The sequence below is a fragment of the Streptomyces sp. NPDC052109 genome, from assembly GCF_040680195.1.
Lineage (GTDB): Bacteria > Actinomycetota > Actinomycetes > Streptomycetales > Streptomycetaceae > Streptomyces.
The window spans coordinates 120,964-133,483 of the sequence record NZ_JBFAWF010000020.1 but is presented as its reverse complement, the minus strand read 5'-3'; the positions used below and the strand labels follow the sequence as shown (position 1 = coordinate 133,483).

General features: G+C 71.9%; 9 protein-coding genes and 1 riboswitch. Of the genes, 2 read left to right on the top strand and 7 right to left on the bottom strand.

Translation table 11 applies throughout. The annotated features are described in order from the left end of the window. Together AB0L59_RS31905 and AB0L59_RS31900 are read right to left on the bottom strand one after the other, a co-directional pair. Positions 1–414 (bottom strand): hypothetical protein, encoded by a 414-nt coding sequence (locus AB0L59_RS31905; protein WP_365590115.1) that lies wholly within the window; start codon positions 412–414, stop codon positions 1–3. Positions 415–431: 17 nt separating this feature from the next. Further along, positions 432–3,254, bottom strand: coding sequence for a GNAT family N-acetyltransferase (locus AB0L59_RS31900; protein WP_365590114.1), 2,823 nt, complete (start codon positions 3,252–3,254; stop codon positions 432–434). A 178-nt stretch (positions 3,255–3,432) separates the two neighbouring features. Between AB0L59_RS31900 and AB0L59_RS31895 the strand changes: the two genes are divergently transcribed. Then, complete coding sequence (locus tag AB0L59_RS31895) at positions 3,433–3,714, top strand: HPr family phosphocarrier protein (RefSeq protein WP_365590113.1); 282 nt, start codon at positions 3,433–3,435, stop codon at positions 3,712–3,714. Positions 3,715–3,859: 145 nt separating this feature from the next. Here AB0L59_RS31895 and AB0L59_RS31890 read toward each other — a convergent pair whose 3' ends face one another. The 4 genes from AB0L59_RS31890 to AB0L59_RS31875 all read right to left on the bottom strand — a co-directional run bounded on the left by AB0L59_RS31890 (position 3,860) and on the right by AB0L59_RS31875 (position 8,693). After that, positions 3,860–4,546: a GntR family transcriptional regulator gene (locus AB0L59_RS31890; RefSeq protein ID WP_365590112.1), complete on the bottom strand. Its 687-nt coding sequence runs from the start codon at positions 4,544–4,546 to the stop codon at positions 3,860–3,862. A 205-nt stretch (positions 4,547–4,751) separates the two neighbouring features. Next, on the bottom strand, positions 4,752–5,495 hold the full coding sequence (locus tag AB0L59_RS31885; RefSeq protein ID WP_365590111.1) for a M23 family metallopeptidase: 744 nt from the start codon (positions 5,493–5,495) through the stop codon (positions 4,752–4,754). 12 nt (positions 5,496–5,507) lie between these two features. Continuing rightward, positions 5,508–5,671: riboswitch (cyclic di-AMP (ydaO/yuaA leader) on the bottom strand. 242 nt (positions 5,672–5,913) lie between these two features. After that, positions 5,914–7,302, bottom strand: coding sequence for a pitrilysin family protein (locus AB0L59_RS31880; protein ID WP_365590110.1), 1,389 nt, complete (start codon positions 7,300–7,302; stop codon positions 5,914–5,916). Beyond that, positions 7,299–8,693, bottom strand: a complete 1,395-nt coding sequence (locus AB0L59_RS31875; RefSeq protein ID WP_365590109.1) for a pitrilysin family protein — start codon at positions 8,691–8,693, stop codon at positions 7,299–7,301. Before AB0L59_RS31875 ends, AB0L59_RS31880 begins: the two co-directional genes overlap by 4 nt. A 260-nt stretch (positions 8,694–8,953) precedes the next feature. Here AB0L59_RS31875 and AB0L59_RS31870 point away from each other — a divergent pair, with 260 nt between their 5' ends. After that, the gene (locus AB0L59_RS31870; RefSeq protein WP_365590108.1) at positions 8,954–11,413 is read left to right on the top strand and encodes a DNA topoisomerase IV subunit A; all 2,460 of its coding nucleotides are present in this window, start codon (positions 8,954–8,956) and stop codon (positions 11,411–11,413) included. On the opposite strand, the gene AB0L59_RS31865 is transcribed toward AB0L59_RS31870, so the two are convergent. After that, positions 11,410–12,474 (bottom strand): GTP-binding protein, encoded by a 1,065-nt coding sequence (locus tag AB0L59_RS31865; RefSeq protein ID WP_365590150.1) that lies wholly within the window; start codon positions 12,472–12,474, stop codon positions 11,410–11,412. The two genes, AB0L59_RS31870 and AB0L59_RS31865, sit on opposite strands and share 4 nt — an antisense overlap. Between the last annotated feature and the right edge of the window lie 46 nt (positions 12,475–12,520).

Genomic DNA, 12,520 nt, shown 5'->3' with positions numbered 1-12,520 from the left:
CTAATCCGTGGGCAAGGGGGGTCCGGGCCAGTCGGGAGGACCGGGGGCGGCCTGTGCACACGCGCGCAGGGGCCTGCGGACCAGCCCCGCGAGGATGTCCAGCCCCTCCGCCGCGATCAGGCAGGAGACGGGTTCGGGTCCGCCGGCGTCGGCCTCGAACGCGACCACCACGGGCGGTGATTCACCGAGCGTCCGCGGCAGCCGTGCCGCCTCCTCGGCGGTCGGCCCGCGGAAGACGGGGCCCTGGAAGACGGAGGCGCAGGAGACGAAGACCGGATCGGCGAAGATCACCTCCAGTCCGTGGTGGTACGTGAGGTCGTACCCGGCGGCCGGTCGCAGTCGCCCGCCGTCCCGGACGATCACTACCCGGTCCCACCAGCTGCCCCCGGGCGGCCGCCGGCCGGCGATCTCCATGCCGCCCCCTTACCCGGTCAGTAGGCCGGCATCGTGCGCGGGCCGAGGTCGTCGCGGGCGGGCGGGGGCGCGAGCCGCACCGTGGCACCGAGGACGCTCACGCCGTGCGGTGCGACCACGACGGGCTCCAGGGTGACGGCGACCACCTCCGGGTGATCGTCGACCAGCCGGGACACCCGCAGCAGCAGCTCCTCCAGCGCCGGGGTGTCGACGGGCGTGGACCCGCGCCAGCCGAACAGCAGCGGTGCGGTGCGGATCGACCGCACCAGCGAGGTCGCCTCCCGGTCGGTGACCGGGACCAGCCGGTGCGCCATGTCCCCGAGCAGCTGCGAGGGGGCCCCGGCGAGCCCGAAGGACAGCACGGCCCCGGCCGCCGGGTCGATCACGGCCCGTACGACGGTGTCGACCCCGCGCGGTGCCATGCCCTGCACCACCGGCCGCAGCTCCTCCGGCTTCCCGAACAAATCGATCAACTCTGCGTACGCCCGGCGCAGTTGCTCCTCGTCCGCGAGGTCCAGGCGTACGCCGCCGAGGTCGGCGCGGTGCCTGAGGTGCGGGGCGGTGGCCTTGAGGGCGACCGGATAGCCGAGGGCGCGGGCGGCTTCGGCGGCGTCGTCGGGGGTGGGGGCGGACAGCGCGCGCCGCACCTGGATGCCGTACTCGCCGAGCAGCTCGCAGGTCTCCGCGTCCGAGATCGTGAGCCCTTCCCCACGCGCCAGCAGCTCACCGATCAGCCGCGCGGCACCCTTCTCGTGGATGTCGTCGTACTCGGGCACCTTTCCGGGCTCGGCCGCCTCCCGCCGCCACTGCCCGTAACGGACGGCTTCGGCGAGGGCCCGAACGGCGCGTTCGGCGGCGGGGTAGGCGGGGATGAGGTGCGTGCCCTCGGGGGGAGCGTCCGCCGGCGCGGTGGGCAGTCGTTTCGGGGTGCGGACCTCGGTGCCGGGTCCCTTCTCCACGGCGGCCGGTGCCGTACTGGCAGCAGCCGACAGCGCCTCCGCAAGCCCACCGAGCTCCACATGCACCACCAGCACGGGCTTGCCCGGCACGGCGGCCGCAGCGGACCGCAACGCCTCCGCCAGCTCCGCGTCCCCCGGCGAGGCCTCCCCGATCGCGGGGATCGCCGTCACGACGACGGCGTCGTTCGTGTCGTCGGCCAGTGCCCGCGTCAACGCCCGGTGGAAGTCCTCCGCCGTCGCCCCGGTGGTCAGGTCCAGCGGACTCGAGGGCCGCAGTCCCTCGGCGAGACACCGGTCGTACGTCAGCATCCCCAGCGACTCCGAGTTCCCGAGGATCGCCACGCGCGGCCCCGCGGGCAGCGGCTGGCGCGCGAGCAGCAGTCCCGCGTCGACCAGCTCGGTGATCGTGTCGACCCGGATCACACCGGCCTGCCGCAGCAGCGCGGAGACGGTGGCGTGCGGCAGCCGGGTGGCCCGTACCGCGTGTCCCTGCGGCGCGGAGCCGACCCCCTGCACCACGACCAGCGGCTTCGCCGCCGCCGTCCGCCGTGCGAGGCGCGCGAACTTGCGCGGGTTGCCGATGGACTCCAGGTACATGAGGACGACGTCGGTCTCCGCGTCGTCGTACCAGTACTGCAGGACGTCGTTGCCGGAGACGTCCGCGCGGTTGCCGGCGGACACGAAGGTGGACACGCCCGTGACCCCGGTGACCCCTCCCCCGCGCCGGTGCAGCCGGGACAGCAGGGCGATGCCGATGGCGCCGGACTGGGCGAACATCCCGATGCGGCCGGGGCGGGGCATCTCCGGGGCGAGGGAGGCGTTCAGCCGGACGTCGGGCGCGGTGTTGATGATCCCGAAGGCGTTCGGGCCGATGATCCGCATGCCGTACGCGCGCGCGTGCTGGACGAGCGCCCGCTGCCGCTCGCGCCCCTCGGGCCCGCTCTCGGCGTATCCGGCGGAGAGCACGACGAGCCCCTGCACCCCGTGCTCCCCGCACTCGGCGACCACTGCGGGCACGTACTCGGCCGGCACGGCGACCACGGCCAGGTCGACGGGGCCCTCGATGTCCCGCACGCACTGGTAGGCCGGCACTCCGTCGACCTCGGCGAGGTCCTGGGGAAAGGCCTTGTTCACGGCGTGCAGCCGGCCGCCGTAACCGGCGTCGCGGAGGTTGCCGAGGACGCTGCGGCCGACCCCGCCGGGGGCGCGGCCCACGCCGACGACCGCCACGGAGCCGGGCCTGAGCAGCCGCCGTACCGAGCGGGCCTCGGCGCGCTGCTCCCGCGCGCGCTGGACGGCGAGGGAGCGGTCGGTCGGCTCGAGATCGAACTCCAGGCGTACGACGCCGTCCTCGAAGCTGCGCTTCTGGGTGTAGCCGGCGTCCGTGAACACCTTGATCATCTTGGTGTTGGCGGGCAGCACCTCCGCGGCGAAGCGGCGGATGCCGCGCTCGCGGGCGACGGCCGCGATGTGCTCCAGCAGGGCGGAGGCGACCCCGCGGCCCTGGTGGGCGTCCTGCACGAGGAAGGCGACCTCGGCCTCGTCGGCGGGCGCGGAGGCGGGCATGCCGTCGGCGCCGATGCGGTCATAGCGTACGGTGGCGATGAACTCGCCGCCGATGGTGGCCGCGAGTCCCACCCGGTCCACAAAGTCGTGGTGCGTGAAGCGGTGGACGTCCTTGGCGGAGAGCCTGGGGTACGGCGCGAAGAAGCGGTAGTACTTCGACTCGTCCGAGACCTGCTCGTAGAAGCTGACCAGGCGGTCGGCGTCATCAACGGTGATGGGCCGGATGCGCGCGGTGCCCCCGTCGCGCAGCACCACGTCCGCCTCCCAGTGGGCGGGGTACTCGTGCCGGTCCTGCCGGTCCGCCGAGGTCTGCATGGGCCCCAGGGTACGGCTCGCGTACGACAACGGCGCGGGGCAGTCTGTGGAGGACGACACGACGGATCGAGGCCGCGGTCCGACGACGCTCCGGGACAGGACGAAGGTCCGATCCGGGCATGCTTCACGATATGGGAAACTGGTCTAGACAACCCTGAAGACTGAAGGGCAGCAACACATGGCTGAGCGCCGCGTCAACGTCGGCTGGGCCGAGGGCCTCCACGCCCGCCCCGCTTCCATCTTCGTCCGAGCCGCCACGGCCGCAGGCGTCCCGGTGACGATCGCCAAGGCTGACGGCAACCCCGTCAACGCGGCCTCCATGCTGGCTGTCCTGGGCCTGGGCGCCCAGGGTGGCGAGGAGATCGTCCTGGCCTCCGACTCCGAGGGCGCGGACGCCGCCCTGGACCGGCTGGCCAAGCTGGTCGCCGAGGGCCTCGAGGAACTGCCCGAGACGGTCTGAACACCAGCACGCTGATACACGAAGCCGCGTCGCCCTTTTCGGGCGGCGCGGCTTCTCCTTTCCGGCCCATTGCGCGCACGCCGGAATAAGAGGCAGCGGAATTAGGGTGCTGCCCAATTACTCTTCTTTGTATACGGCGCCCGTGTTAATGCCGAAGGCTCGACATGTTTACGGCATGTTGCGAAGTCCTCACCCGCTCGACGGCGCCGGGAAAACGCAGCCGGTGCGCGGCGGTCGCACGCTCGGCGTGCAGCGCCGTGACCGCCCGCGCGCGCTCTCCGTCGCCGCGCGCCACGGCGTCCACGATGGCGCCGTGCTCCGACCAGGACTCCGCCGGGCTGGACGGCGCGTCCACCGCGTACATCCAGGCGATCTTGTGCCGCAGCTGGGTGAGCATCGCGGTCAGCGAAGGGCTGCCGCAGGCCTGGGCGAGCGTCTCGTGGAACCAGCTGCCCAGCGAGCGCAGATCCTCGCTGTGCCCTCTGCGGGCCCGCTCCTGACCCAGCCTGACCAGGCCCCGCAGCACCTTCAGATGGGCCTCGGTGCGGCGCTGGGCGGCCCGGGCGGCCCCGAGGGGCTCCAGGAGCATGCGCATCTCCAGCAGGTCGGCGGCCTCCTGCTCGGTCGGTTCGGCCACGCACGCGCCCGCGTGCCGCCGCGTCACCACGAAGCCCTCGGCCTCCAGGGTGCGCAGGGCCTCGCGCACGGGAACGCGCGAGACGCCGTAGCGGCGGGCCAGGACTTCCTCGGTGAGGCGGCCGCCGCGCTCGTGGACACCCGCGACGATGTCGTCCCGGATCGCCGTGCACACCGAGTGCGCCGGAATACGCATGACCGACCTCCGCCTTAATCCCCGTGAAACGTCGACGATGGACGTGTGTTCCGTGACTCTATTCCAAAAGGCCGGAATTTCCGACGGCGGGCCGGAACACATGGATATTTTTTGGTCAGCGGGCCGGAGGGACACCGCCGGAAAACGGCGAAAACCCCGGCTCGGTGAGCCGGGGTCGCCGAGGCGAGGCGGTACCGCTGTCGGGTCAGACGTTCACGCCGTGCTTGCGGAGGTAGGCGACGGGGTCGACGTCCGAGCCGTAGTCGGGGGTCGTGCGGGCCTCGAAGTGGAGGTGCGGGCCGGTGGTGTTGCCGGTCGAGCCGGACAGGCCGATCCGGCGGCCGGGGGTGACCTGCTCGCCGACCGTGACGGCGATGGACGACAGGTGGCCGTACTGGGTGTACATGCCGTCGGCCATCCGGATCACGATCTGGTTGCCGTACGCGCCGCCCCAGCCCGTGGAGACGACGGTGCCGGAGCCGACCGCGTGGACGGGCGTGCCGCCGGCCGCGTGGAAGTCGATGCCGGTGTGCGAGCCGGAGGACCACAGGGAGCTGCTGGCCTTGTAACCCGTGGAGACGTACGAGTCCGCGACCGGAGCGACGAAGGCGTTCAGGCGCCTGCGCTCGGCCTCGCGGGCGGCACGGGCCTTGGCCTCACGGATCTCCCGGGCCCTCTTGGCCGCGGCCTCCTCCGCCGCCTTCTGCTCGGCGGCCCGCCTCTGGGCGATGGCCTGCGCGTCGATCTGCTCGGCGATGTCGTCGCCGACGCTGACCACGGGGACGAGGCCGGTCTGCTCGGCGGAGTTCTCGGCGGCGAACGCCGGGGAGGCCACGAGGCCGCCGATGACACCGGTGGTGGTGAGGGCCGCGACACCGGCCGCCCGAGCGGTGGTGCGCTTGACGCGGCCGGGCTTGCGGTGCTTCCCGGTGGCGCACATGAACGCCATGAAGTGGCTGGTCCTTTCCTTCCCTCTCGCCTACCGGGTTAGCTGACGGGTTCGGAGCAGGAAGGTCTCCTACGGGCTCACTCGCGGCTCGCGCCGGCGCCCGATTCACCCCAGGGACTGCGTGGGTCCCCGGCTCCCCTGGCTCGCGCCGTACGGGGACTCGGCGATGGCTGTCCGGTGCCGCGGGCGCGGCGTACTGCCCGACGAACAGCCCGGACGACGCTACGGAAGCCCACTCGCCCATCCCAAACCGATCCGGCCTTTTGTAGCGCATCCCACAGGGCAGACAGGCAACCTCCGCCGCAAATCGGGCATCTGAGGAAGGGAGTGGAACAGCTGGGGCCCTGACGCCCGTAGGCGGTCAGGGCCCCACGCGCGTGCACCCGCTCGGGCGCACCCGGCCGCTGCGACGGCTGCCCTACTCGGCCGCCACCACGGTCACTTCACCGATGCCGAGCGCCTCCACCGGCGCCTTGATGTGGGAGGCGTCACCGACGAGGACCGTCACCAGGCGGTCCACCGGGAAGGCGTTCACGACGGCCGCCGTGGCCTCCACCGTGCCCGTCGCCGCCAGCTGCTGATAGAGCGTCGCCTGGAAGTCGTCGGGCAGGTGCTGCTCGACCTGGTCGGCCAGCGTGCTCGCGACGGCCGCCGCGGTCTCGTACTTCAGCGGCGCCACCCCGACGAGGTTCTGCACGGCCACGTCCCGCTCGGCGTCGGTCAGGCCCTCGGCGGCGAGGGTGCGCAGCACCTTCCACAGGTCGTCCAGCGCGGGACCGGTGTTGGGCGTGTCCACGGAGCCGCTGATGGCGAGCATCGAGGCACCGGTGCCGTCGGGGGCGGACCTGAGAACCTGCCCGAACGCGCGCACACCGTACGTGTAGCCCTTCTCCTCGCGCAGGACGCGGTCCAGGCGGGAGGTGAGGGTGCCGCCGAGGCAGTAGGTGCCGAGCACCTGGGCGGGCCACACGCGGTCGTGCCGGTCGGGCCCGACGCGACCGATGAGCAGCTGCGTCTGGACCGCGCCGGGCCGGTCCACGATGACCACGCGGCCGGTGTCGTCGGCAGTCACCGGCGGCACGGGCCGGGGCTGGCCGGCGGTGCCGGTCCAGGCGCCCAGGGTGTCGCCGAGCAGCGCGTCCAGGTCGACGCCGGTGAGGTCGCCGACCACGACCGCGGTGGCCGTGGCGGGGCGGACGTACCGGTCGTAGAAGGCGCGCACGGCGGCGGCGTCGATCTTCTCGACCGTCTCCTCGGTGCCCTGGCGCGGGCGTGACATGCGAGAGGCCACCGGGAACAGCTCCTTGGAGAGCTCCTTGGCGGCCCGGCGGGAGGGGTTGGCCAGCTCGTGCGGGATCTCGTCCAGGCGGTTGCGGACCAGCCGCTCGACCTCGCTCTCGGCGAAGGCGGGTGCACGCAGGGCGTCGGCGAGCAGGCCGAGGCCCTTGGCCAGGCGGGAGGCCGGGACCTCCAGGCTGAGCCGGACGCCCGGGTGGTCGGCGTGCGCGTCCAGCGTGGCGCCCGCGCGCTCCAGCTCGGCGGCGAACTCCTCGGCGGAGTGCTTGTCGGTGCCCTCGGAGAAGGCCCGAGCCATGATCGTGGCGACGCCGTCCAGACCGGCCGGCTCGGCGTCCAGGGGCGCCTCCAGCAGCACCTCGACGGCGACGACCTGCTGGCCGGGGCGGTGGCAGCGCAGCACGGTCAGGCCGTTGTCCAGCGCGGCGCGCTCGGGCGCGGGAAACGCCCACGGCTTGGCCGCGCCGGGCTGCGGCTGGGGGTGGAAGTCCATGGTGGCGAGCTCGGTCACTTGGCCGTCTCCTCGTTCTCGGTACCGGCCTCTACGGTGGCTTCCTGCTCGGGGTCCTCGGGGACGTCGGCGTCCTCGACCTCCTCCGGGGACTTCGGTTCGTAGACCAGGACCGCCCGGTTGTCGGGCCGCAGTCGGGCCTTGGCGATCTCCTGGACCTCCTCCCGGGTCACCTCCAGGACGCGCTTGACGGCGGTGAGGGCGAGCTGCGGGTCCCCGAACAGGACGGCGAACCGGCACAGTTCGTCGGCGCGGCCGGCGACCGTGCCGAGCCGGTCCAGCCACTCGCGCTCCAACTGGGCCTGGGCGCGCTCCATCTCCTCGGGCGTGGGGCCCTCCTCGGCGAACCGGGCCAGCTCCTCGTCGATGGCGGTCTCGATGACCGGCACCTCGACGTCACCGGAGGTCTTCACGTCCAGCCAGCCCATGGAGGGCGCGCCGGCCAGCCGCAGCAGGCCGAAGCCGGCCGCGACGGCCGTACGGTCGCGACGGACCAGCCGGTTGTAGATGCGGGAGGACTCGCCGCCGCCCAGGATGGTCAGGGCGAGGTCGGCGGCGTCGCACGCGCGGGTGCCGTCCTCCGGGAGCCGGTAGGCGGCCATCAGGGCGCGCGCCGGGACCTCCTCGACGACGACCTCGCGCTTCTGCTCGCCGATGACGTCCGGCAGGCTGCCGTCGCGCGGCTCGGGCTTGCCGTCGTGGGCAGGGATCGAGCCGAAGTACTTCTCGATCCAGGCGAGGGTCTGCTGGGGGTCGATGTCGCCGACCACGGAGAGCACCGCGTTGTTCGGCGCGTAGTAGGTACGGAAGAACCGGCGGGCGTCCTCCAGGGTGGCCGCGTCCAGGTCCGCCATCGAGCCGATCGGCGTGTGGTGGTACGGGTGGCCCTCCGGGTACGACATGCCGGTCAGCTTCTCGAACGCGGTGCCGTAGGGGACGTTGTCGTAGCGCTGACGGCGCTCGTTCTTGACGACGTCCCGCTGGTTCTCCATGGACTCGTCGTCCAGGGCGGCCAGCAGCGAGCCCATGCGGTCGGCCTCCAGCCAGAGGGCGAGCTCCAGCTGGTGGGCGGGCATGGTCTCGAAGTAGTTGGTGCGCTCGAAGCTGGTGGTGCCGTTGAGGGAGCCGCCGGCGCCCTGCACGAGCTCGAAGTGGCCGTTGCCCTTGACCTGCGCGGAGCCCTGGAACATCAGGTGCTCGAAAAGGTGAGCCAGGCCGGTACGCCCCTTGACTTCGTGGCGGGAGCCGACGTCGTACCAGAGGCAGACCGCCGCCACCGGGGTCAGGTGGTCCTCGGAGAGCACCACGCGCAGACCGTTGGCCAGGCGATGCTCGGTCGCTGCCAGGCCCCCGGAGCCTGCCTCGGCTGTGGTCGTGTGACCCATGGGCATGTACATCCCTTCGCGAGCGGAGACGGTTGTGCAAACCGCGGTTTTCCTGCCGTTCCTGCCACTGTATGCAACGCGTGCCGGGCGTCGGCGAAGTTCCCGCGGGACGTACGCCCACAGCGGATCCCGTAGCCTGCCCCGGACCCGCCCCGGGATGCCCGGGAAGCCCGCCAGGACCGGGTCGTGGCACGTGTTGTCAGTGCCTCGGTCCACAATGGTCGGCGTCAGATCCGTCAAACGCTTCAGCAAGGAGCCAGGCAGCGATGGCCCGCCGCAGCACGAAGACCCCGCCGCCCGACGATTCGTTCGAGGAGAGAATCCTCGACATCGACGTCGTGGACGAGATGCGTGGCTCCTACCTCGAGTACGCGTACTCGGTCATCTACTCGCGCGCCCTGCCGGACGCCCGTGACGGCCTCAAGCCGGTGCACCGCCGGATCGTGTACCAGATGAACGAGATGGGCCTGCGCCCCGACCGCGGCTATGTGAAGTGCGCGCGTGTCGTCGGCGAGGTCATGGGCAAGCTGCACCCGCACGGCGACGCGTCGATCTACGACGCCCTGGTGCGCATGGCCCAGCCGTTCTCCATGCGCGTGCCGCTCGTCGACGGCCACGGCAACTTCGGCTCGCTGGGCAACGACGACCCGCCCGCCGCCATGCGGTACACCGAGTGCCGCCAGGCCGAGGCGACGAGCCTGATGACCGAGTCGATCGACGAGGACACGGTCGACTTCGCGCCGAACTACGACGGCCAGGAGCAGGAGCCGGTGGCGCTGCCCGCCGCCTTCCCGAACCTGCTGGTCAACGGCTCCTCGGGCATCGCGGTCGGCATGGCGACGAACATGCCGCCGCACAACCTGCGCGAGGTCATCGCCGCCGCCCGCCATCTGATCAGGCAACCGAACGCGGATCTGGACGCGCTGATGAAGCACGTCCCGGGCCCGGATCTGCCCACGGGCGGCCGGATCGTCGGCCTGGACGGCATCCGGGACGCGTACGCGACGGGCCGCGGCACCTTCAAGATGCGCGCGACGGTCTCGGTCGAGACGGTCACCGCGCGCCGCAAGGGTCTGGTCATCACCGAACTGCCCTTCACGGTCGGCCCCGAGAAGGTCATCGCGAAGATCAAGGACCTGGTCAACGCGAAGAAGGTCCAGGGCATCGCCGACGTCAAGGACCTCACCGACCGCGAGCACGGCCTGCGCCTGGTCATCGAGGTCAAGAACGGCTTCGTGCCGGAGGCGATCCTGGAGCAGCTGTACAAGCTGACCCCGATGGAGGAGTCCTTCGGCATCAACAACGTGGCGCTGGTGGACGGCCAGCCGCTCACCCTGGGCCTGAAGGAGCTGCTGGAGGTCTACCTCGACCACCGCTTCGACGTGGTCCGGCGCCGCAGCGAGTTCCGCCGCGGCAAGAGGCGCGACCGGCTGCACCTGGTCGAGGGTCTGCTCACCGCGCTGGTCGACATCGACGAGGTCATCCGGCTGATCCGGTCCAGCGACAACTCGGCGCAGGCCAAGGAGCGCCTGATGCAGCGCTTCTCGCTGAGCGAGGTGCAGACGCAGTACATCCTCGACACGCCGCTGCGTCGGCTCACCAAGTACGACCGCATCGAGCTGGAGGCGGAGAAGGACAAGCTCACCGCTGAGATCGCGGAGCTGACCCGGATCCTGGAGTCCGACGCGGAGCTGCGCAAGCTGGTCTCGGCGGAACTGGCCGCCGTGGCCAAGAAGTTCGGCACCGACCGGCGTACGGTCCTGCTGGAGTCCGCGGGCACCTCGGTGGCCGCAGTGCCGCTGCAGGTGGCCGACGACCCGTGCCGGGTGCTGCTGTCCTCGACGGGGCTGCTGGCCCGTACGGCGACCGCCGAGCCGTACCCGGAGCAGGCGGGTGCCAAGCGCGTCAAGCACGACGTGATCGTCTCGGCGGTCCCGGCCACCCAGCGCGGCGAGATCGGCGCGGTGACCTCGGCGGGCCGCCTGCTGCGGATCAACGTGGTCGACCTGCCCCAGCTGCCGGAGACGGCGACGGCGCCGAATCTTTCCGGCGGCGCGCCGCTGGCGGAGTTCGTCTCCCTGGAGGACGACGAGACGGTGGTCTGCCTGACCACACTGGACGAGTCCTCCCCGGGCCTGGCGCTCGGCACCGAGCAGGGTGTCGTCAAGCGTGTGGTGCCCGACTATCCGTCCAACAAGGACGAGTTGGAGGTCATCACGCTCAAGGAGGGCGACCGGATCGTCGGCGCGGTGGAGCTGAGTACCGGGGAGGAGGACCTGGTCTTCATCACCGACGACGCGCAGCTGCTGCGCTTCCAGGCGTCGATCGTGCGCCCACAGGGCCGCCCGGCGGGCGGTATGGCGGGCATCAAGCTCGCCGAGGGCGCGAAGGTCATCTCCTTCACGGCCGTCGACCCGGCGGCCGACGCGGTGGTGTTCACGGTGGCGGGCTCGCGTGGCACGCTGGACGACTCCGTGCAGACGACGGCCAAGGTGACCCCGTTCGACCAGTACCCGCGCAAGGGCCGGGCCACGGGCGGCGTGCGCTGCCAGCGGTTCCTGAAGGGCGAGGACTGCCTGTCGCTGGCCTGGGCGGGCCCGACTCCCGCGCATGCGGCGCAGAAGGACGGCACCCCGGCGGAGCTGCCGGAGCTGGACCCGCGCCGGGACGGCTCGGGCACATCGCTGCAGAAGACGGTCTGGGTGGTCGCGGGGCCGGTGTTCTAGGGCTCGTACGGCTCCTGGTCCGGCTCCTCCTCGGAGCCCTGGACGTACCGCAGGACGCCCCACATGCCGTGCTCGTCGGCGTGTGGGGCGTCCTGTTTGCATCCCTCCAGCTCCTTGTCGAGGGCGCCCGCGTCGATGCCGGAGCCGATCAGCACGAGCTGGGTGGGACCGGCGTCGGCGGGGCCCCAGGGCTCGGGGTAGAAGCGCAGGAACCGGCCGACGGCGTGCACGGCGTACCGGTTGAGGGTGTCGTACGCGCCGAAGTCGACGTACCCCTTGATCCGGTACAGCCCCTCGGGTCGGCTGTCCAGGAACCTCATCAGCCGGCGCGGGTCCATGGGCACGTCGGAGGTGAACGACAGGCTGTCGTAGCCGGTGTGCAGGTGACCGGCGTGGTCGTGCGTGCCGTGATCGTGCAGGTCGTCGAAGGACAGCTGCCCGATGCGCTCCTCGCTCGGCCGGCAGTCGAAGAGGAACTCCGGGTCGATCCGGCCGTAGGTGGCGGGGACGACGGCGGCGCGGTCGGTGAGGGAGCGCACCAGGCCGAGCACCCGCTCACCGTCCGCGGCCCGGTCGAGCTTGTTGACCACGACCAGGTCGGCGAGGGCCAGGTGCCGGTCGATCTCGGGGTGCCGCGCGCGCGTGTCGTCGAGTTCGGCGGCGTCCACGACCTCGACCAGTCCGCCGTAGACGACTCTCGGGTGCTCGCCGGCCAGCACCATCCGCACGAGTTCCTGCGGCTCGGCGAGTCCGCTGGCCTCGATGACGATCACGTCGATGCCGGTGCCCGGGTCGGCGAGCCGGTTCAGGTAGAGGTCGAGTTCGCTCGCGTCCACGGCACAGCACAGGCAGCCGTTGCCGAGGGAGACGGTGGAGTCGCCGAGGGCGCCCGCGACGGCCATCGCGTCGATCTCGACGGCTCCGAAGTCGTTGACGATCGCCCCGATACGGCTGCCCCCGCTGCGGTGCAGCAGGTGGTTGAGGAGCGTGGTCTTGCCGGAGCCCAGGAATCCGGCGAGGACGACGACGGGGATCTGCTGCGGGTTGTGGTTGTTGCCCAAGGGGCGGCCTCTCTCGCGCTGCGGACTGCGGGACCAGGATAGGAAG